The organism is Bacteroides sp. HF-4919, assembly GCF_018860125.1.
Genome location: NZ_JAHKNF010000002.1, coordinates 199,620 through 221,726, shown reverse-complemented (window position 1 = coordinate 221,726; position 22,107 = coordinate 199,620). Strand labels below are relative to the sequence as shown.

Below are 22,107 nucleotides of genomic sequence, written 5' to 3'. Positions count from 1 at the left end.
GATGAAATCGAATTACTTAGCGTGTTCTTCGATGTAAGCTACAGCATCCTGTACTGTGCCAATCTTTTCAGCTTGGTCATCAGGAATAGAGATACCGAATTCTTTTTCGAATTCCATGATAAGTTCTACAGTGTCAAGAGAATCAGCTCCCAGGTCGTTAGTGAAGCTTGCTGTTTCTGTAACTTCTGATTCTTCTACGCCCAATTTATCGACGATAATCGCTTTCACTCTTGATGCAATTTCAGACATAACTTTAAGTTTTTAATTAATAATTAGTTTTATTTCTTTAAATTTGCGGTGCAAAGGAATAAATATTTATCGTCCTGCGCAAATTTTTGATTAAATAAATGCAATCTTTTGCACATTTTTCACTGTTTTGTGCACTAAAAGGTCTGATTATGGAGAAAAACATCGCTATTTTTGCTTCCGGCTCTGGTACAAATGCTGAAAACATTATCCGGTATTTCGAGGGAAATGATTCAGTCAGGGTAAAATTAGTTCTTTCTAACAGGAAGGACGCGCATGTTTTGGAGCGTGCACATCGTTTAGGAGTGCCCTGTAGGGCTTTTCCGAAGTCTGATTGGGAAATAGCGGAATCCATCTTGGATTTGCTGCGTGAACATCAGATTGACCTGATAGTGTTAGCCGGCTTCTTGTTGCGTATACCGGATGCACTTTTGCATGCTTATCCTAATAAAATTATAAATATTCATCCGGCTCTTTTACCTAAGTTTGGGGGAAAGGGGATGTATGGCGATCGGGTGCATGAGGCGGTGGTAATGGCAGGAGAGTCCGAAAGTGGTATTACTATACATTATATAGACGAGCATTATGATGAGGGAAGTATCATTTTTCAAGCTAAATGTTCAGTACTTCCCGGAGATACCCCTGCGGAAGTGGCTAAAAAAGTTCATGCATTGGAATATGAATGGTTTCCCAGGATCATAGAACAAACCGTAAATACCTTCTTATAGAGCTGGTTTTCTGAGGAAATGTTTTATAGTATCGTATGAGGTTGTGTCGAAACTCTTTTCACCACAGCCTCATGCGATATTTAATATCCTCTTATTGAGGATCGGCATTATCAGGGTTAAATAGTAAATCAACCGATATTAATCTTATATGCTCCTTCTTCTCTCCTTAATGGGTAATCTCCCCGGAGTTGTTCAAATAGCTTCGGATGGGTCTTTAGTGTATCGCTGTCCCGTCGGGGATCGTAAATTTGCAGGGAGGCCGCTTCATAAGTTGTTGCGGAAATTATTTTGTTTTCCGGTTCCGGAGGAACAATCTGATAGCCGGCTTCAATCCGGAAGAACCGGCATAAGGCTTCAAGTGACATTCGGGTTGCGTTTGCTTTTCCGTCTGCGGAATATCCGGCGATGTGAGGAGTGCCTATAATTACTTTCTCTAATAATTTAAGATTGATATCCGGTTCATGTTCCCATACATCAATGACAGCATCGGACAAGGTACCTGACTGAAGAGCATCGAGCAGTGCCTCTGTTTCGATAACTTCACCGCGTGAGGTGTTCATGACTATCGCCCCCTTTTTCAGTGAACGGAAGAAGTGCTTGTCTGCCAAATGATAAGTTTTATATTTTCCCTCCTTATATAAAGGTACATGAAATGTGATTATGTCACACTCTTTGGCTATATTCTCTAAAGTAGTGAACATTGTGCTTTCTTCTTTTTCTGCTCTGGGAAGATCGTTCAGCATTACTCGCATTCCTAATTTTCGGGCTACATCAGCTACTTTGCTTCCTACATTTCCTACGCCTACGATGCCAATGGTCATTTGATGCAACTTCATTGCATGGGTTTGTTGTAAAATGAACAGGGCAGATTGGATATATTGTGCAACGGATGCCGAATTACATCCCGGGGCATTGGTCCATGTGATACCTGCTTCCCGGCAATAGGCTGTGTCGATATGATCGAATCCTATTGTAGCGGTTGCGATAAATTTTACTTTGCTTCCGGCAAGCAGTGGACGGTTACAATGCGTACGTGTGCGGATAATTAATGCATCGGCATCATGTATCAGTTCCGGGGTGAAATCTTTTCCCGGAGCATATACTACTTCATCGGCTATTTGCTCAATAGCCTCTTTGATGTAAGGTATTTTGTTGTCTACAATAACTTTCATGATTGATCAGGGGTTTGCATGCAAAGGTAGGAAATAAAAAGCAGGAAAGATTGGCTATATGGAAAATATTGCATAGATTTGTCCGGTAATGCGCATTACGATAAGTTTGAACTTAGACAATTTATATCAATAATGAAGTGTATCCACATTATTACTCCGGTAAAAGATTCTATTGAGTTGACGTTGCAAACAGCTGAGGCTATTTTAAAATCAGATTTCACCGTTCCTTTTCATTATACTATTTATAATGATTTCAGCACCGATGAAAACACGAAACGACTGAAAGAAGCATCCCTGGCGATGGGATTTGAGTTAATTAATCTGTGCGAGATCACTTCTCATCCTTCTCCCAATTATTTGCTGGTGCTTCAGATGGCACAAGAAAAGGCTGTTGCCGCTGAAGCAGGCTTGCTGATCGTTGAATCTGATGTAATTGTGAAAAAACACACTTTGCAGGCTCTTTTTGATGGTGCGCGGTCCAGAAAAAACTGTGGAATAGCTGCTGCTGTGACAGTAGATGAGAACGAGGTAATTAATTATCCCTATTTATATGCGAAAGGCAAAGAAAATCAGGTGTTTCCGGAAAAGAAACATCTTAGTTTCTGCTGTTCTTTGCTGACAACCGACTTTCTGCGTGCTTTTGATTTTCATTCTTTGAATCCGGAAAAGAACTGGTTTGATGTAACTATTTCCCATCAGGCACTTGAAAAAGGTTTTGTCAATTATCTGTTTACTACTTTGACTGTATGGCATCGCCCGCATAGTAGTCGTCCATGGAAACAGTTGAAATATACGAATCCGCTTAAATATTACTGGTTGAAGTTCACTAAAGGATTGGATAAAATTTGATGGTATGGCAAAGCCGTTAGTATCTGTAGTTATTCCTGTATATAATATGGAGGAGTTTCTGGAGGAGACACTGGATTCTGTCCTGTCTTCTGATTATCCGAACTTTGAGGTGATTGTGATGGATGATGGTTCGAAAGACCGTTCTCTTGAAATTGCCGAAAGCTATAAGTCCCGGTATGAAAATGTAAGGGTTTACACACAAGTAAATAGTGGCGTTGCCACGGCTCGTAATCATGCTATTTCTAAAGCAGGTGGAGTATATATTTTGCCGGTCGATGCTGATAATCGTATTAGTAAAGAATTGATTCATTCTGCTGTAGATATACTGGAGTCGGATCCGGAAGTAAAAGTGGTCTGTCCACGTGCCGAGTTTTTCGGAGACCGTTCGGGCGAATGGGTATTACCACCTTTCTCGCTATCATTGCTTGCTCGTAAAAATATGATGGATACTTGTGCTGTTTACCGTAAGTCCGAATGGGAAAGAATTGGAGGATACTGTGCGGAGATCGTGGCTCGTGAAGATTGGGAATTTTGGATCTCAATGTTAAAGGATGGAGGAAAGGTTGTAAAGTTGCCGGAAATAGGTTTGTTTTATCGGGTGCGCGAACAGTCTAAACGTGTTACTGACCGTTTGCTAAAAAAGCATGTGATTGACGTTCTAAATAGACGGCATCCTGATTTCTTTGAGCGGGAATTGGGAGGGCCGTTACGTTATCAGCGTTCCTGGTCAAGGTTAATCAATCGGATTTCCCGAATAATCCACCCTCGGAGAGTCTTCGTTGGAGATGATTTTCAGGACTTATCCTCTTTTGTACGTGTATTACCTGTGCATTTTGAGAATGGAGGAACGTTGATATATGAAGGAAGAAATAAATTGAAAGAGTTTGAAATACATGGTAGAAAGTTGATAGTGAAGTCATATCAACTTCCTCACCTGATTAATCGAGTTGTTTATAATTCTTTTCGTGCCTCTAAAGCCCGCCGTTCTTATCAATACGCACAGATGCTGCGTAAAGCAGGTATTGGCTCTCCTGCTCCTGTTGGATTTTATTCTACGGGAACATGGTTGTTGTTTGGCCGTAGCTACTTTGTGAGCCTAAAGTCCGAATGTCCTTATACGTATCGTAATCTGTTAGAGGAGACTTTTACCGGTGACAAAGAAAAGGTGTTACGTGCTATAGCCTGTACCACAGCAGCTTTACACGAAAACGGTTTTCTACATAAAGATTACTCGGGAGGGAACATTCTTTTTAGGGAAACGGATAAAGGCATTGAAGTGGAAATCATTGATTTAAACCGCATGCGTTTTGGTAAAGTCGACATAGAAACCGGTTGTAAGAACTTTGAGCGCTTGCCCGGAACACACGAGATGTTTGTTATCTTGGCAGATGAATATGCCAAAGTGAGGGGATTCGATGCCGATAGATGTCTGGAACTGATTGAGAAGAGTCATTTATGACGCATTGATTGAGACAACCCTTTGCCTAAGATTATGGTGGGCAGTATATACCAACGTCTGAAGTGGAAACATAATTTGATTATAATGATCCATTTATATATGATATAGAATAAAAAATTGGAATGCTTTTTATATACATATAATTTTGAAATAAACCTTTCTTTGTAAGCCAACGCATAAACTTTTGTAGATTCACCTTGGAGGTGTAAAAATCTATAGGTTGGCAGAACCGTTGACTGATAGTTGTGATAAGATAACCTTGTACAGATATCATACTCTTCATAATAGAGGAATATATTAGTATCAAAGCCTTTGATTTTGAAGAAGACTTCTGAAGGAAACATCATAAATGCTCCGTTGATCCATGGAGCATGTATAGGAAACTGGTATACTTTCTTTTTTCGTTTGGGGTAGCGGGCGGGACATAATCTTTCCGGGATGTCGTTTCCTAAAATCTCATATAGAATACCGATTGGATGATTGAATGAGGGTACTGCCTTCAGGTGTTTGTTGTATTGCTGTGGTGTAATGCATCCTGTTTGAGGATTTTCTTTCAGGTAGTTGCATAATGGGCTAATGCAGTCCTCTAATAGCTCAGTGTCATTGTTTAGAAAGCAGAGGTATTTCCCTTGGGCTATGTTTGCGCCAACCATATTCCCTGCCCCGAAACCACTGTTTATTTTGTTGCGTATAATAGTAATTTCCTGACCGGAAAGATTTTCAGTAAGGTGTTGATAGTCTGTTTCCTGGCTGGCATTGTCGACAACTATTATTTCGTAAGTGCCATTAGGCAGGTATTTGTGTATACTGTTAATGCAGTTTAGGGTTAATCGGGAGGTATTATAATTCAGGATGATAATTGATACTTTCATAGTGGTATGGGGTTTATTTAATTATTATTGGGGTTATATATCTATCGAAATCCAGCTTTCCGGAAGTATGTGAGGTGTCTTCTTGACGTTTGACCAGCGTGAAGGTGCGATAACAGTTTTATCCTTATAGGCATTTAGCCATGCTCCCCACCAACTGAAACTGCTGTTGGCTATTATATTATGACGACACAGGCTCATCAACATCATGTCCTGCCAACTGTCAGGGCCCTTATTCCAAGATATATATTGATGGGGTAAATGATGTATCTTCAAATGTGCTTTCGTCCATTCCACATCATCAGAAAAGATATGGAAGAATGCTTTCGGTTCTTTTTTTAGTATGATTGAGATTGCCTTTTGATAGTATTCTTCTGTGCATATATTTCCATATTTTATTTCGTTTTTGACTGATGTGTAATCTCCTCTTCGGATATGAATTGATACGCTCGAACGTTGTTCTTTAATTATCTTTGCCCATTCTTTCGTTCTGAAATTGGCATTTTCTATGTTGAAAGAAAAAATATCTCTTATGGTATCTGAAGATTCTTTGAAGAAGAGCTCAGATTGAAAGAATCCTTTGTAATATACTAATGGCCATCTTTTATGTTGTATGTATTTATGAATGGATAATTCTTCTTCGGATTTTTCTCGTATAATCGAAAAGAATGCATACACAATTACTCTTTTAAGCCATTTATGGGCAGATATTGTTTGGGGACGGATCGAAAATACATCTTCCAATTCATATCCGTTATGTAATTTATATTTCTTCATTTCAGACATATCTATCCGAAGCTCCGGAAATATTGTTTTCATTTGTATATAGAAGGCGTAAATGAACATTTGATTCCCTAATCCGCCTGTCATTCGTACTAATTTCATCATTCTTTGTTTTGATATGTTTTTTTAAACGTACGTTTAAAAAACATCATATTTTAACCTGTTATTTATTTTTATATGTTGTGAAATATGGATTATATTGTATGAGGTGTAAAAGGCTTATTAAAGGTTTGTTTAATCTTTATCTCCGGTTTTCTTAATAAAAAACTGTAATTAGTTTTTTCAAGTAGAAAATAAGTCTTATTTTTGTTTCATTAAACGTACGTTTAATGAAACAAAAATGAAGCTGAAAGACGTTTAGCTTAACTGCTTAATGATATGAATGATAGTCTTTTATATAAACTTTCCAGTGGCAAGCCTCCTAAGTTTATTTATTTTATAAGTAATACTTTGAAGATGCTTATTCCGAATGCTTTTTATCGGTATAAGTTGAAAAGTACATTGGCTCAATTACAGTATCGTTCGGATAAAGACTATATCGAAGAGAGAGTGAATTATTATAATAAGCTGTCTTCTCCTTCTTCTTTGCCGGAAAAGTCTTTTATAAAGAATGAATTTCGGTATTTGATCTTTTTAGGGACTCTTGCGGACAATAAAAAATCTCTTTTTCATACCGCATATTTTTTTGATACCAGGGAATATACCCGTTGGTTTAAACAATCTCTTCGGTGGGGATATTGCCCGGGCGATGTATATTTTACTCCGGAATTCCCGTCTATTGTGAAAAGCCGTTTACTGACCGATTCCAATGATAACTCTGTTGTTATGAAACTGGATAAGTTCAGGCATTTTATGTTTGTAAATGATACAATGCCTTTTTCTTCTAAAAAGGATATGGTTATCTTCAGAGGGAAAATACGACGAAGCCGTACCCGTAAATTATTTTTAGAGATGTATATGGACCATCCGATGTGTGACTGTGGAGTCGTTGGTAAGGATGAGGGAGTACCGGACGCATGGATGACTCCTAAAAAAACGATTCGTCAGCATTTGGATTATAAGTTCATAATGGCATTGGAGGGGAATGATGTTGCATCAAATCTGAAATGGGTAATGTCTTCTAACTCGATAGCAGTGATGCCGCGTCCCACTTGCGAAACTTGGTTTATGGAAGGGAAATTGATTCCTAACTATCATTATATTGAGATTAAACCCGATTTTACGGATTTGGAGGAACGGTTGAAGTATTACATCGAACATCCGGAAGAGGCTCAACAAATCATAGAGCATGCTCATGAATATGTGGCTCAGTTCAGAAATCCTCGTCGTGAAAAGTTAATATCGCTGTTGGTTCTGGATAAATATTTTCGGATGACAGGTCAAAATATTGAAGATTGATAAAACTCTATTCTCCTATGATACATATAGCATGTAATATTGACTCTAATTTTACGGTACACTGTGCAGTAACTTTGGTTTCACTGTTCGAAAATAACCGTGAATCTGAGTTTTGTATCCATATTGTGGCCTCTACACTGCCTTCTGAAGATAAGGAAGTACTAAAAACAATAGCAGGTCGTTATGGCAATGAAGTACGCTTTTACTTTCCTCCGGAAGACTTGTTGCATAATTTTTCTATCAAGAAGTTTGGTAAGCGCATTTCTATGGCCACTTATTACCGTTGTATGTTCTCGGCCATTTTACCGGAAGAGGTGGATAAAGTGCTTTATCTGGATTGTGATATTGTTATTCTTGGAGATATATCAGAGTATTGGAATACAGATATGAGTAATTATTCGGTTGCTTGTGTCGAAGATATCGGCAGTAATGAAGATGAACGTTATGATATCTTGAAATATGATAAGTCATTCTCTTATTTTAATGCGGGAGTACTACTTATCAATTTGCGCTATTGGCGTGAGCATAAAATAGATGAACAATGTGAACAGTATTTTTTACGATATCCCGAGCGTATCCGCTTTAATGACCAGGATCTTTTGAATGCTGTTCTGCATGAATCTAAACTTTTTGTTCCCTTGAAATGGAATATGCAGGATGGTTTCTACCGTTATGGGGCGGATAAAGGAGTGAAAGATAAGAAGCAATTGCATCAACAATTGCTCCATCCTGTTATCCTGCATTATACTAATAAAAAACCCTGGAATTATGATAGCATGCATCCTTTGAAAGGAGAATACTTTAAGTATCTGGATATGACTCCCTGGAAAGGCAAACGACCTTTATCTACTTTTAAAGCTCGTTTGTCCTGGTGGTTGAAGTTGCTTCCTTATGCAATGCGGTTCCGTAAGCCCAAGTATATGAAGCTGTAAATACATTGATCAAAGCATTTGCTATCTGTTGCGTCTTTTTTGTACAATTTTCCGGTACATAATCATTCCAATTGTATATAGCTTGAAATGATTATATATGCAGTATCGTCTGATCGCTTTTGATAATCCGATGTCTTTCAGACTGAGATAGTCATAATGGTGACAAATCTCCATTGTAGCTGCAATTATTTGGTCATTAAGGGGGGAAGGCCTCATGATGATGATATGATTGATTAAGTGGAATGCTTTTTTTAGTAGTTTTAATGGCTTTTCCGATATAGCTTGTTGCTGTTTGACAAATTGGTATTGATCGTGCAGGGCCTGAACTAACTGAAACTCTTTTATTGGATTAAATGTTGTATTTGTGAGACTGCCTGAACGGATCCTATAATGATATTTAGGTGCTTGTATCAATACGGTTTTGTTAGCTCTATAAAATATCTTGTAACTGAGAGCAGCATCTTCAAAACTTTTTCCTACAGGAAAGCGGAGGTTATTGAATAGTTCCCGTTTATATAACTTTTCCCAAACATAGTTTCGTATAATCTTATCTTTGATGAGAGCCATCATGGCATCTTTGTGGTTAAATGTGATTATCTCTTTAGATTCAAAAACAGCTTTTGTCTTGGTTCCATATTCTATATAGTGTGCACAGGCAGATATGTCCGCCTGATACTTATTTAGAAGATTATAAAGCGTTTCGTACATATCATTTTCAATCCAATCATCACTATCCACAAAACCTATAAAATCACCGGATGCAATGTCAAGACCCGCATTACGAGCGTCACTTAATCCTCCGTTCTTTTTGTGTATGACTTTGATTCTTGTATCCAATTTAGCAAACTTATCACAAATAGCAGGGGACTCATCTGTCGAGCCGTCATCAACGATGATTACTTCTAAGTGAGTATATGTCTGGTCTAAGACCGATTGAATGCATTGGCTTAAAAAGGGGGCTACATTATATACCGGAATAATAATACTTATTAATGGAGACTCATCGATTTTTTTCATCATTAAGTAGTTTATTTAGTTAAGTCTAGGATAGTTTTTACATATATGGATGCAAATATAGTATAATAGTAGTACATATGTGCTCTTTTAACCTAAAAAATGTAAATGTAATCCGTTTGTTGTCTTGCCTATACATACTTTTGTATATGATAAAGAGAAGAATTTTATTTTTTCATAGTGAGTTTCCTGCTGGAGGAGCTGAAAGAGTTACAATGGATATTGCCGATTTTGTAGCTCAATATGGCTATGAAACATATGTTATTACACATCAGATTAACAGTGGAAGTTATTCCAATATTAAGGTTATTGAGTTTCAAGGTGGAGGCGATGTTGACAGTCAGGAGAATGCTGACTTTATCATTCATACTCTCAACTCGTTGAAAATTGATATCTTTATTCTGCCTATTTGTCTTTTAAGCAGGTTGGATTTTATTAAAAGTAAAGTTGATAGTAAATTGATCTTTGCTTGTCACAGCATTCCTTTCTGGGAAATAACAGCCCGTCTACATAGGAGAAGGGGTAGAGCGCGTGGTTCTTTCTTTAAAATGTTGGAATGGGGGTTATTAACTTATCCAAAGATAGTATGGTTAAAGAAATATGACTCTTTTTTTATTAATCAATATAAGTTTGTTTATGATCAAGTTGATGCTTTTACTGTTTTGTGTGAGGAATATAAACAAATACTGCTTAATAAAATGGGAGTATCACTTGATGAGCAGAAAGTACATGTTATATATAATTCTGAGAGACAATGTCCGAATGTTAATTTGAATAAGAAAAAGCAGATTCTCTTTGTTGGGCGTATGAGTTATTATGATAAGCGGGTTGACCGTTTGTTGGATATTTGGGGAATGATATATAAAAAAGTACCGGCTTGGGAATTGATTTTAGTAGGAGGTGGAAAAGAACTTCCTCTACTTCAAGCAAAAAGTCAAAAGATGAAACTTCAACGAATACGTTTTGCGGGACATAGCGATCATGTCGATGATTTCTATCGTGATGCTTCTGTATTATGTTTGACTTCAGCTTTTGAGGGATGGCCACTATGTTTGACGGAGGCTCAGGCGAATGGTGTCGTACCTGTAGCTTTTGATTGTGTAGCCGGGATACGCCAGATTTTGTCGCCTTCAGGCGTTAATGGGTGCCTTGTACCTTCTTTTAGTTTACATAAATATGCTGAGATGTTATTGTCTCTGTTGATGGATTCGGAAAAGTTACAAAAGATGCGAAATAACGTGATTTTGAAGTCAAAAGAGTACTCTCCTGAAATTGTCGGACAAAAATGGCTCGGTTTGTTCGAATCATTGTTATAATCTCTTTTGTATGAATACCTTTTTAGGAGAATATAAGTTTAAACTTTTCTCTTCTTGGGAATCAGTTTGCGATAAAGTGTCATTCCTATTTTATATATTCTGAAATGATGATAAATGAAATATCGTTTGATGGTTCTTGACACTCCGATATCTTGTGGTTTTAGATAATCATATTGGTGCATAATCTCTAATGTTTTGTCAATGACCTCATTGTTGAGTGTTGAGGAGGGTAGTATAATCGTGTGATTGATTAAGTGGATGCTTTTTTTTATAATCATTACAGGTTTGTCATTGATTAGTTGACGTTTTTTCATGAATTGGTATTGTTCGTGTATGGCTTGCACATATTGTATTCCTTTGAGAGGGCTGAACGAAGAATTAGTAGTGCTTCCCAAACGAATTCTGTAGTGATATTTAGGTTTGTATTTTAATACTGTTTTGTTGGATCTATCAAATATCTTATAACTTAGGGATATGTCCTCAAAAACTTGTCCAATAGGGAAATATAATCCGGTAAATAGGTCACGTTTATATAATTTTTCTACGACATAATTTTTTATAATCTTATCTTCAAACAATGTTTTCATAACATCTGCATGGTTGAAAGTCATTATTTCCTCTTTCGATCTGTAGACAGTTGGTCTGCCATCCTCATATTCCAGATAATGTGTGCAGGCAGATATATCTGCTCCGTATTGACTGATTAGATTATAAAGTGTCTCATACATATCGTTATCAATCCAATCATCACTATCCACAAAACCGATATATTCTCCGGATGCTGTGTCTAAACCGATATTGCGGGCAGCACTTTGTCCACCATTTTTTTTGTGTATCACTTTCACACGAGCGTCTAAGGCTGCAAAATGGTCACAAATAGCAGGTGAATGGTCTGTGGAACCATCATCTACAATAATAATCTCCAGGTTAGTATATGTCTGATCCAAAATTGATTGCAGGCATTGATGTAGATATGCCTCTACATTGTATACAGGCACAATAATGCTGATAAGGGGGAGTGTTCCCGATTTTTCCATTTTTATTTAGGTTTAGTAATATGCTATTGTCTTTGTACGTTGCAAAGATAACATATTGTTTTTGTTTTTCTGAATATATATTTGATAGCTTTATGGGATGCGTGGTTGTTTTTGCAGTATTAAAAGAGATATCTACTTAATTCACCACTGACTTTCTACTCTCTGAATAGTAACTTGCTGAATATTTTCTGTTATCTTTGCAACTTAATCATTTAATAGTAAGTAATGAAGGAATTTTTTCAACTTATGCGGCGTTTTGTACCGCCTTACAAGAAGTATGTAATATGGGCGTTGATACTGAATTTATTCTCGGCCATTCTGAATATATTTTCTTTTTCTTTGATAGCCCCCATTCTACAGATATTATTTAAGGTTGATAAAGATGTATATGAGTTTATCCCATGGGATACTGCTTCAATTAGTACAAAGGACCTTCTGATAAATAATTTCTATTATTATGTTTCGGATATGATCCAGATCAACGGCGCTTCTTTTACTCTGATGTTGTTAGGACTCTTTTTAGTGGTAATGACTTTCTTTAAAACATTCTGCTATTTCGCTTCGTCAGCCGTGATGATTCCTTTGCGTACCGGTGTGGTACGGGATATTCGAGTGATGGTCTATGATAAAGTGATTCGTTTGCCACTTGGATTCTTCTCGGAGGAGCGAAAAGGAGATATCATAGCCCGTATGAGCGGGGACGTGGGAGAAATAGAGAACTCGGTTACCAGTTCATTGGATATGTTGGTAAAGAATCCGATCTTGATAATCGCTTATTTTACTACGCTGCTTATAATAAGTTGGCAACTAACCCTTTTCACTTTATTGGTTGTACCATTGATGGGATGGGTGATGGGTACGGTAGGCAAAAAACTGAAACGTCAATCCCTTGAAGCTCAGGCAAAGTGGAGCGATACGATGTCGCAACTGGAAGAAACATTAGGAGGACTTCGTATCATTAAGGCTTTCATTGCTGAAAATAAGATGATGAATCGTTTCCTGAAATGCAGTAACGAGTTTCGGGAGGCAACCAATAAAGTGGCGACCCGTCAGGCATTAGCCCATCCGATGAGTGAGTTTTTAGGTACGACCATGATTGTAATTGTGCTTTGGTTTGGCGGTTCACTGATTTTGAGCAGTCATTCTTCTATTGATGCTTCTACTTTTATGGTATATCTGACCATCCTTTATAGCGTAATCAATCCTTTGAAGGAATTTTCAAAAGCCGGGTATAATATTCCTAAAGGTTTGGCTTCGATGGAGCGTGTGGATAAGATTCTGAAAGCGGAAAATAAGATTGTGGAGATTCCTGAACCGAAGCCGCTGAATGGGTTAAAAGAGAAAGTAGAATTTAGGGATATTTCTTTCAGCTATGATGGAAAGAAAGAAGTGCTTCAACATATTAACCTCACTATACCTAAAGGTAAGACCGTTGCTTTGGTTGGACAGTCCGGTTCAGGGAAATCTACATTGGTAGATTTGTTGCCCCGTTATCACGATGTACAGGAAGGAGCGATTACTATTGACGGAGTCAGCATTAAAGACGTTCGCATCTCCGACTTGCGCAGCCTGATCGGGAATGTCAATCAGGAAGCCATCTTGTTTAACGATACTTTCTTTAATAATATAGCTTTTGGTGTAGAAAATGCTACGATGGAGCAAGTGATTGAGGCTGCCAAGATTGCCAATGCTCACGATTTTATCATGGAGAAAGAAGACGGCTATCATACGAATATAGGTGACCGAGGCAGTAAACTTTCCGGAGGCCAGCGTCAGCGTATCAGTATAGCACGGGCTATCTTGAAGAATCCTCCGATTTTGATTCTTGACGAGGCTACTTCTGCTTTAGACACTGAGTCGGAACGGTTGGTACAGGAGGCATTGGAGCGTTTAATGAAAACACGTACCACCATTGCTATTGCCCACCGTCTCTCTACCATCAAGAACGCAGATGAAATATGTGTACTATATGAAGGAGAAATAGTAGAACGTGGAAAACACGAAGAATTATTGGCTAAGAACGGTTATTATAAACGACTGAATGACATGCAGTCGTTGTAAGCATGGCAGAGAGATAGTGAACTCCCTCACTCATCTGCTTTTTGATAATAACTTTTTTACTAAGGCGGGTAGGGCAAGGTGGATTTGCCCTACCGAGGTTATAGGCTAATTCGATATCAGAAGAAAGAATCTTTGAGGCGGTTGAACGTTATCATGTTTGAAAGAAATTTTTTCGGTAGTATTCCTTTCGGGATTTATTCGTTATTGGGGGTGATACGATACAATCCTTATTTCCTTCCGAAGTCTGCCGGGATTTCTCCCCATTGCTTGGTTTCCCACTTCAATATTGGGGTGGAATATTTATTTTCTTTAAGCCATTTTTCTGCACGTTCTATCAATCCGAACAATTTTTCTGTTTCAGCGGTCCGGGGAAGTTTTGTCTTGCATTTTTTTTGTTTTACCCAGCTGATTGCATTTGCGCTATCGCTATAGATAGGCATGTCGAATCCTTTCTGTTTCAGTAAAGCGAGTCCATGTACCAATGCCAGAAATTCGCCAATATTGTTAGTCCCCTTCATCGGGCCGAAATGAAAAATCTCTTGTCGGCTTGCGACGTGAACGCCACGGTACTCCATAGGTCCAGGATTACCACTGCATGCTGCGTCTACTGCAAGGCTGTTTTCAATGACCGCTGCCGGGAGTGTGTCTGGGGGGGTAGGGGAATCAGCTGTTTTCTTCTTAGCATTCTTGCCGATATAAGCATAAGGTGATGAAGCAAAAGCACGTTCTGCTTCCTCCCGGTTATCGAAAGATTTATATTTGGCACTATCATATCCTTTCACCTGCAGCTGACATTCGGTCCAGGATGTATAAATGCCGGGAGTTACTCCATCCCATACAACGTAATATTTTTGTTTGGCCATACTTGGTGTTTTCAGCTTATTGGGCAGTAAAGGTACGAATATATTCTATTACCGAACAACTTTCGTTTATAGGTTGTTTTAATTTCAAAGAACCAATGTAAAAAAGAAAGGAGTATTTTTATGAAAAAATCCTTCGAAGAGGCCCTCAAACATAGAAGGACCTATTATTCGATAACAAATCAGTCTCCGGTTTCTGATGAGGAGATAGAGCGGATTGTCAATCTTGCTGTAACCCATGTGCCCTCTGCATTTAACTCTCAGTCCACTCGTGTAGTGCTGTTGTTGGGTGAGAATCACAAGAAACTATGGCATATTGTAAAAGAAACATTGCGAAAGATTGTTCCACCGGAAGTTTTTAAAACGACTGAAGCTAAAATTGATAATTCTTTTGCCAGTGGTTATGGAACTGTTTTATTCTTTGAAGACCAGTCGGTTGTGAAGGGACTCCAGAATGCTTTCAGTAGTTATAAAGATAATTTTCCGGGGTGGTCGTTGCAAACGTCTGCGATGCATCAGTTGGCGGTTTGGACAATGTTGGAAGATGCCGGTTTCGGGGCTTCCCTGCAACATTATAATCCACTAATTGACGAAGAAGTGCGTCATACCTGGCACCTACCGGAAGAGTGGCACTTGATTGCCGAAATGCCGTTTGGACTTCCTGTGCAAGGACCGGGTGATAAGGATTTTAAAGATCTGGATTCCAGAGTGAAGGTCTTTAAATAAGGTATATTCATTTAACCGGAAGGATTAATATCGTTTTATTTTTGGTAAGAACTTACTGAGTAGCGTTACATGGCTTTGTCTGCAATGTGTTATGATTAAGTTTGTTATGAAGAAGAACAGTGTCCTTATCCCGGCCCGGGTAGCTGTGCCCATGGGCCCGCATACCCGGGCTCATGGGCACAGGTATGCGGGCTCATGGGCCTGCGCACCCGGGCTGGGATAAAGAAAGAAGCATAAACAGAAGAGGTATTAAGGAAAATAAAATGGTATAATAGGCGAATATAGATAGGGAACTAATGGTATGCTATTGGGAATCAGTGGAATATTCCGAGTTTTACCTAAAAAAAGAGGGTGGAAGATGGAAGATAGAGGTGGAAGATAAATGCCTTGAAAATGCGATCTTCCACCTCTTTAATTTATTGATAGCCACCTGCTAATGTTCCGAAAGGTGGAAGATGGAAGATCGAAATGCATTTCTTGTATGAGGGGTACGTATAGGATTGTCTTTATTTTCATGCTTGCATGCGCAAAGTTACCATCCGGGTTATTGGTTGTTCTATTAATAAATATCTATCTTTGCATCAAAATGCCGTTTGCTTATGATTCGTATATTTCTGACCGGCTATATGGGGGCCGGGAAAACTACGTTAGGAAAAGCTCTCGCACGAGAACTACATGTCCCATTTATCGATCTGGACTGGTATATTGAAGAACGTTTTCACAAGGCGGTCGGAGAATTATTTACCGAGCGGGGAGAGTCCGGCTTTAGGGAACTTGAAAAGAGCATGTTACATGAGGTTGGTGAATTTGAAGATGTGGTAATCTCTACAGGGGGAGGAGCGCCTTGCTTTTTCGACAACATGGAGTATATGAACCGGGTTGGTACTACTGTTTTTTTGGATGTAGACCCCAAAGTGCTGTTTCGTCGGTTACGGGTTGCCAAGCAGCAGCGCCCCATACTGCAAGGAAAGGAAGATGACGAACTGTTTGATTTTATAATACAGGCGCTTGAAAAACGTTCATCTTTTTATCGTCAGGCTAAATATATTTTCTGTGCTGACGAATTGGAGGATCGCAAGCAGATTGAAACTTCCGTGCAACAATTGCGCAAACTTCTGGATTTGCACATAGTAAGCTAAACTCTAAGAAAACTTATTTTCTGATTCGGCAATCATTCTTTTTCTTCTCTATTTTTTGTTCAGTCGACCAATATTACTATCTTGCAGTCGCTGTGAGGTTTTGTGCCTTCCGGTATCTTACAACCCAAATAAAACGATCAGACAATTATGGAAACTTTAAAAGAGAAATTTGAAGCCTTATCCCGTCAAGTCCGGGCATCCGGGAAACCTGCCGCCGCATGGTTCCCTCAGTTTACACCTGCTACATTGCTGAATGCCGACAACTGGTGGGAAGCACTTGCTGTATGTGAGTACGCATTGGATACACAGGAAGATGAAACGCTTACAGCTGACTTTTTTGAGCTGATATTCAGTGCATACGATTGCAATGTAGAGGTGGATCTTAATGAAGAAGAGTATGCTTATTGGTGGGAGAAGGTGATAAGTATATGCGATCGTGTAGCTGTATTTAACGGTGCCGGTTGGTCGCAGAAAGGTGCGCAATATTCAGAAGCCCGTTATGGGACACGTGATATCAGTCTCTTATTTCCTTATTATGAGAAGGCGGCAGCTATGGGAAGTCCGGAAGCTGAGGCAACCGTTGCCTATTGGCGTTATATGGGCTTCTATTGTGAACAGGATAAAGCGGAAGGAGAGCGCCGCTTTGAGGCTCTGTCTTCACCCGAGGCTGTGTTATGGGGAAAATACTACCGGGCCTATGCCGAACAACACACCGGTAGTAAAGAGAAAGCTTTGCTTATGCGGAAAGAACTGCTTGGTGAACTCCCTGAAGGACACCGTCTGCGTGCTCATGTTTATGCCGCTATGGGCGATGCACTGGACGTAGAAGAAGGAAATGTGGCCGAAGAGGCAGCATGCTATGAGAAGTCTCTTGAACTTGTTCCTAATTTATATTCTCTCAAGAATCTGGCTACGCTCTATTTCCGTTATCCGGAACTTGGTAAAAAGAAAGAGTTGGCGTTTGAGTTATGGGAGAAAGCCTGGCATGCCGGTGTATGGTCTGCAGCCAATTTCCTGGGGTATAATTATCAGGAAGAAGAGTGGCTTGACATGCCTAAAGCCATTGAATGGTTGGAGAAGGGAATGCTTTACTGCGAATCGTATTGCGCTTATGAATTAGCTCTGATTTACCTTTATAATGATGAGTATAAAAATGTAGAACGTGGTTTGATGTGCCTGCAGCGTTGCATTGACGATAATTATGTAGAGGCTTTTGAGACTCTTGCTAATATTTACTTTAACGGTGAATTGGTGGAAGAAGATATCCAACGTGCACGGCAGTTGCTGGAGAAAGCTATTGAATTGGGGTCCGGTAATGCGGCCTACCGTATCGGTTGGATGTATGAACGTGGATTACTTTCCGAAGATCCGGATTACCTGAAGGCTATGGAGTATTATGAGAAGGCGGCATCTATGAATAATGCTGACGGATACTCCCGGGCGGCTCTTTATCTGGCTAACGGATACGCCGGTGTTACGGATGCTGAGAAGTCAAAAGCCTATTATGAAAAGGCTGCGGGGTTAGGTTCATGCTTTGCATTGGTAGAGTTAGGATTCTTATATGAAAATGGAGATGTGGTAGAACAGAATTATGGGAAAGCTTTCGAATTGTTTCAGAAAGCCGCTGAGGAGGAGTACCCTTATGCGATGTATCGTGTAGGTCTTTATTTGGACAGAGGAATCATCGGCGAACCACACCCCGTAGAGGCATTCGCTTGGTATGAAAAGGCGGCCGGAAGGGGAGACGGAGATGCAATCTTTGCTCTCGGACGTTGCTATAAGAATGGGATTGGTACGGAAGAGAATCCGGATAAGGCTCTGGAATGGTTTGCTAAAGGGGCGGAGAACAACGAACCGCGTTGCCTTACGGAGTTAGGGCTGGCTTATGAATATGGCAGTGGGGTAGAAGAGAATCCGCATCAGGCAGTTGAATATATGACCAAAGCGGCCGAACAGGATTATGGATACGCTCAGTTTAAGATGGGAGATTACTATTTCTTTGGTTATGGCGCTTGTCCGGAAGATAATAAACAGGCTGTGGAGTGGTATGAGAAGGCGGTCGCCAATGATATTCCCTTAGCTATGCTGCGCATGGGTGAGTATTATCTCTATGACTATGACAAACTAAATGAATCGGAGAAGGCTTTCAACTATTTTAAAAAAGCTGCTGAGGCAGAATGTTATAACGAAGGGCTGGGAATCTGCTACGAGATGGGAATCGGGGTGGAGGACAATGAAACCGAGGCGTTTAAATATTACACGTTAGCTGCGGACAGTGGAAATGTCATGAGTATGTACCGCACCGGATTGTGTTATTACAATGGAGTCGGTGTAAAACAGAATTATGCAGAAGCCTACCGTTGGTTTAATGATGCTGCCGGAAATGAGAATGTGGCTTCTTACTATTATTTAGGCAAAATGCTGATGTACGGTGAAGGTTGTGTGCCCGATGCGGAAACCGGTATTCAATGGCTGATGAAGGCTGCGGAGCATAACAGTGATAAAGCACAGTTCGAATTGGGTAATGCTTATCTGATGGGAAACGGAGTAGAGGAAAATGATGAGATTGCCATGGAGTGGTTTGAGAAGGCTGCTGAGAATGGAAATGAGAAAGCCTTGAAGATTACAGGAAGAAGACAACGTTAAAAACAGAATGGAAAAAGAAGGTAATAATCTGTTTCAGGTCAATCTAAAGGGGATGATTGCCCTGTTATCAGAACATATTTATAGTAACCCGAATACTTTTGTCAGAGAATTGTTGCAGAATTGTGTAGATGCTATTACCGCACTTCATAATATCGACGAAAGTTATGCCGGGCGTATTGATGTTTTTCTGAAAGAGGACGGTTCGGTGGTCTTTCAGGACAATGGGATCGGCTTGAAAGAAGAGGAAGTCCATCGTTTTCTTACGGTTATTGGTGAAAGCTCGAAGAGAGATACCCCCGATGCAGACGATTTTATCGGTCGGTTCGGCATAGGCTTGCTGTCTTGTTTCGTGGTGACCAATGAAATTAGGGTAGAGAGCCGGTCGGCAATGGGAGGAAGCCCCGTCTGCTGGTGTGGAAAGGTGGATGGCACTTATCAGACCACTTTTCCCGAAGAAGAGTGGGCGATAGGTTCAAGGGTCGTGTTGTGCCCCAAAAGTGAGTGGACTCATTTGTTTGAGTATGAAGTGTTCAAGAAAATACTGATCAGTTATGGAGAGGTGTTGCCTTACCCGATTTATCTGCATCGTGGAGAGGAAGAAGAACTGGTTAATACCCCGTCACCGGTCTGGCTGAATCCGAAAGCTACCCGAAAAGAGTTATTGGACTATGGGACGAAAGTTTTTCAGTCATCTGCTCTTGATGTCTTTCGTATCCGTACAGAGAGCGGGCGGGTAGAAGGCGTACTCTACGTATTGCCTTATCGTACACAATTTTCTGTACGTAACTCGCATAAGGTGTATTTGAAGCGGATGTTGTTGAGTGAAGATGATTGTAACCTTTTGCCCTCATGGGCATTCTTCATTCGATGTCTGGTAAATGCCGACGGGCTTCTTTCTACTGCGTCGCGCGAGTCGTTTGTCAGCAATGATTTATTGAAAGATGCCCGCAAAGAGATCGGGGTTGCTATTAAGGAGTATCTTCGAGGATTGGTGCAGAACAATCGATCGGTGTTTGACAAAATACTGGATGTCCATCATTTCCATATTAAAGCCATAGCTTCGGAAGATAATGAACTGCTACGTTTGTTTATGGATTACTTGCCCTTTGAAACGAACAGGGGAATACGAAGTTTCGGGAGCATCCGTTCGGCGGGGAATACCATTGGCTATACACGTAATCTGGAAGACTTCAGGCAAGTACGGAGAATAGCCGGTGCACAAGGCCGGTTGGTGATCAATGCTGCCTATACATTTGATGAAACGCTGTTAAAGAAGTATGCCCGTCTTAATCAGGAACTGACTTTGGAGGAGATCTCACCCGCTCGTCTGTTGGAGCAGTTTGCTGAAGTGGAAGGTAACAAAGAACACCGGGCCTTTGAGGCAAAAGCCAGTGAGCTGTTGAAACGTTTTGGCTGTATCTGCCGCTTGAAACATTTTACACCGGTGGATACTCCGGTTATATTTGTGGCCGAAGAGAAAGAAGAGAACAGCAAAGTCGCCAATAATCCGTTGGCAGCAGTACTGGGTTCGGTAAATGCTAAAAAACGCTTACCGCCTACATTGACTTTCAATGCCGATAACGAGATGGTACAGACATTACTGCAAATTCAAGGAGACAATAAACTGTTTCAGCATGTAGTGTGCATTCTTTATGTACAATCGCTGTTACAAGGCAAATATCCTGTAAACAGTGAGGAAATGGAACTTTTCAATCACTCTCTTTCTGAACTGATGACTACTAAAATGAATGATTTTATAAACTTCCTCAATTAAACAAAAGTATGAAATACACACTTGAGATACAAAAGCTACTGTTGCAGGCACAAAATGATAACCTGCATCCCCGTGAGAAAGCCAATCTACTGAAAGAGGCTGTTCGCATTGCAGATGAGAATGAAGATATACAATGGGCTGTAGAGATGAGGCTGGACCTTATCTATGAATTGAATCTCCTCTCGGAAGATGCTGAAGAGATCGCGGTGTTCTCTAAAATCCTGGACAACTATGAAAACCATAAGGATTTGATTAATGAGGATGATATCTTATGGAAATACAAATGGATATGGTCTTGTACCTTTGATCTTCCCAGTATACCGATGGAGCAGGTGGAAGCGGTAGGTGAAGATTATAAAACCCGTATTTTGCGCAATGGTTATTCATTGCGTACATATTATCACCGGTTGTCTGTGGAATACACTAAAATGAGGGAATATACGAAAGCCAAAGATTACATAGATAAGATGCTGGCGGAAAAGATGGATGACCTGACTTGTGAAGCTTGTGAGCTGAACTTCATGTTGGATTATTATCTTGAAACTGGACAGTTTGAAGAGGCCTATAATCGTGCGCAACCTTTAATTTCCAAGCAAATTTCTTGTTACGAAGCCAATCTGAGAGCTTATCTGAAATTGGCATATTATGCTTATAAAGCCGGGAAGCCGGAGATAGCGGCGGATATGCGTGCACGGGCCGAAGAAGCTTTGGCGGGAAGAGAAAAAGATGAATATCTGCTTCTTTATCTTGGACTATTCATTGCCTATTATTTTATGACTGATCCGGACAGAGGCTGGGAGTATGTAGAACGTTGTATCCCATGGAGTCTGAATACTAATATGCAGAAAAGATACCGTTTCTCGTGTGATATGGTGGAGGCTCTAAACTACGAGCAGCGTGAAGAGGTCAGTCTGGCTTTACCGGAGGATTTTCCACTTTACCGGGTTGACGGAGTATATTCTGTGGCTGCGCTACGTAATTATTTTTATAGACAAGCGGATGAATTGGCAGGCTTGTATGATGCGCGTAACGGAAATAGCGGATATCAGGAACGATTATTTAATATCAATTTAATTGGCAACCTGTAGATTAATACGT

The 22,107-nt window shown here is 39.9% G+C and carries 19 protein-coding genes; 12 read left to right on the top strand and 7 right to left on the bottom strand.

Annotation, left to right across the window (positions count from 1 at the left end; genetic code table 11):
* Positions 1 to 12: 12 nt before the first annotated feature.
* A complete protein-coding gene (locus tag KO473_RS05090) occupies positions 13 to 249 on the bottom strand; it encodes an acyl carrier protein (RefSeq protein ID WP_005779510.1) in 237 nt (78 codons plus the stop codon).
* Positions 250 to 347: 98 nt separating this feature from the next.
* On the opposite strand from KO473_RS05090, the gene purN reads away from it, so the two are divergent.
* Positions 348 to 974 carry a phosphoribosylglycinamide formyltransferase gene (purN, locus tag KO473_RS05085; RefSeq protein ID WP_032537628.1) on the top strand — a complete coding sequence of 209 codons (627 nt, stop codon included), beginning with the start codon at positions 348 to 350 and terminating at the stop codon, positions 972 to 974.
* A 128-nt stretch (positions 975 to 1,102) separates the two neighbouring features.
* Here the strand turns inward: purN and pdxB are convergent, their stop codons facing one another.
* Entirely contained in the window at positions 1,103 to 2,146 is a 1,044-nt protein-coding gene (gene pdxB, locus KO473_RS05080) for a 4-phosphoerythronate dehydrogenase PdxB (protein ID WP_005822669.1), read from the bottom strand.
* Positions 2,147 to 2,278: 132 nt separating this feature from the next.
* On the opposite strand from pdxB, the gene KO473_RS05075 reads away from it, so the two are divergent.
* The gene (locus KO473_RS05075; RefSeq protein WP_005779502.1) at positions 2,279 to 2,995 is read left to right on the top strand and encodes a glycosyltransferase family 2 protein; all 717 of its coding nucleotides are present in this window, start codon (positions 2,279 to 2,281) and stop codon (positions 2,993 to 2,995) included.
* A 4-nt stretch (positions 2,996 to 2,999) separates the two neighbouring features.
* Positions 3,000 to 4,454 carry a glycosyltransferase gene (locus KO473_RS05070; protein ID WP_005822673.1) on the top strand — a complete coding sequence of 485 codons (1,455 nt, stop codon included), beginning with the start codon at positions 3,000 to 3,002 and terminating at the stop codon, positions 4,452 to 4,454.
* Here KO473_RS05070 and KO473_RS05065 read toward each other — a convergent pair.
* A complete protein-coding gene (locus tag KO473_RS05065) occupies positions 4,445 to 5,326 on the bottom strand; it encodes a glycosyltransferase family 2 protein (protein ID WP_005822675.1) in 882 nt (293 codons plus the stop codon). The genes KO473_RS05070 and KO473_RS05065 overlap by 10 nt on opposite strands.
* A 33-nt stretch (positions 5,327 to 5,359) precedes the next feature.
* Positions 5,360 to 6,211, bottom strand: a complete 852-nt coding sequence (locus KO473_RS05060; protein ID WP_005822677.1) for an alpha-1,2-fucosyltransferase — start codon at positions 6,209 to 6,211, stop codon at positions 5,360 to 5,362.
* 273 nt (positions 6,212 to 6,484) lie between these two features.
* Here KO473_RS05060 and KO473_RS05055 point away from each other — a divergent pair, with 273 nt between their 5' ends.
* Both KO473_RS05055 and KO473_RS05050 read left to right on the top strand, forming a co-directional pair.
* Positions 6,485 to 7,504 carry a glycosyl transferase family 90 gene (locus tag KO473_RS05055; RefSeq protein WP_005812245.1) on the top strand — a complete coding sequence of 340 codons (1,020 nt, stop codon included), beginning with the start codon at positions 6,485 to 6,487 and terminating at the stop codon, positions 7,502 to 7,504.
* Between the two features lie 17 nt (positions 7,505 to 7,521).
* Entirely contained in the window at positions 7,522 to 8,436 is a 915-nt protein-coding gene (locus KO473_RS05050; protein ID WP_005822680.1) for a glycosyltransferase family 8 protein, read from the top strand.
* 21 nt (positions 8,437 to 8,457) lie between these two features.
* Here the strand turns inward: KO473_RS05050 and KO473_RS05045 are convergent, their stop codons facing one another.
* Positions 8,458 to 9,456 carry a glycosyltransferase gene (locus tag KO473_RS05045; protein WP_005822682.1) on the bottom strand — a complete coding sequence of 333 codons (999 nt, stop codon included), beginning with the start codon at positions 9,454 to 9,456 and terminating at the stop codon, positions 8,458 to 8,460.
* Positions 9,457 to 9,599: 143 nt separating this feature from the next.
* On the opposite strand from KO473_RS05045, the gene KO473_RS05040 reads away from it, so the two are divergent.
* Positions 9,600 to 10,766 carry a glycosyltransferase gene (locus KO473_RS05040; RefSeq protein WP_032537629.1) on the top strand — a complete coding sequence of 389 codons (1,167 nt, stop codon included), beginning with the start codon at positions 9,600 to 9,602 and terminating at the stop codon, positions 10,764 to 10,766.
* Between the two features lie 38 nt (positions 10,767 to 10,804).
* Here the strand turns inward: KO473_RS05040 and KO473_RS05035 are convergent, their stop codons facing one another.
* Positions 10,805 to 11,803 (bottom strand): glycosyltransferase, encoded by a 999-nt coding sequence (locus KO473_RS05035; RefSeq protein ID WP_005822686.1) that lies wholly within the window; start codon positions 11,801 to 11,803, stop codon positions 10,805 to 10,807.
* A gap of 225 nt (positions 11,804 to 12,028) precedes the next feature.
* Here KO473_RS05035 and KO473_RS05030 point away from each other — a divergent pair, with 225 nt between their 5' ends.
* Positions 12,029 to 13,864 carry an ABC transporter ATP-binding protein gene (locus KO473_RS05030; RefSeq protein WP_122130129.1) on the top strand — a complete coding sequence of 612 codons (1,836 nt, stop codon included), beginning with the start codon at positions 12,029 to 12,031 and terminating at the stop codon, positions 13,862 to 13,864.
* Positions 13,865 to 14,091: 227 nt separating this feature from the next.
* Here KO473_RS05030 and KO473_RS05025 read toward each other — a convergent pair whose 3' ends face one another.
* The gene (locus KO473_RS05025; protein WP_005779394.1) at positions 14,092 to 14,727 is read right to left on the bottom strand and encodes a viroplasmin family protein; all 636 of its coding nucleotides are present in this window, start codon (positions 14,725 to 14,727) and stop codon (positions 14,092 to 14,094) included.
* 120 nt (positions 14,728 to 14,847) lie between these two features.
* Between KO473_RS05025 and KO473_RS05020 the strand changes: the two genes are divergently transcribed.
* From KO473_RS05020 to KO473_RS05000, 5 genes are all read left to right on the top strand, one after another.
* Positions 14,848 to 15,450 (top strand): nitroreductase family protein, encoded by a 603-nt coding sequence (locus tag KO473_RS05020; RefSeq protein WP_005779392.1) that lies wholly within the window; start codon positions 14,848 to 14,850, stop codon positions 15,448 to 15,450.
* Between the two features lie 599 nt (positions 15,451 to 16,049).
* On the top strand, positions 16,050 to 16,589 hold the full coding sequence (locus tag KO473_RS05015) for a shikimate kinase (protein ID WP_122130130.1): 540 nt from the start codon (positions 16,050 to 16,052) through the stop codon (positions 16,587 to 16,589).
* Positions 16,590 to 16,736: 147 nt separating this feature from the next.
* Entirely contained in the window at positions 16,737 to 19,235 is a 2,499-nt protein-coding gene (locus tag KO473_RS05010) for a tetratricopeptide repeat protein (protein ID WP_122130131.1), read from the top strand.
* Positions 19,236 to 19,242: 7 nt separating this feature from the next.
* Entirely contained in the window at positions 19,243 to 21,009 is a 1,767-nt protein-coding gene (locus KO473_RS05005; RefSeq protein ID WP_005779385.1) for an HSP90 family protein, read from the top strand.
* An 8-nt stretch (positions 21,010 to 21,017) separates the two neighbouring features.
* Complete coding sequence (locus KO473_RS05000) at positions 21,018 to 22,097, top strand: hypothetical protein (RefSeq protein WP_122130132.1); 1,080 nt, start codon at positions 21,018 to 21,020, stop codon at positions 22,095 to 22,097.
* The last annotated feature ends 10 nt before the right edge of the window (positions 22,098 to 22,107 follow it).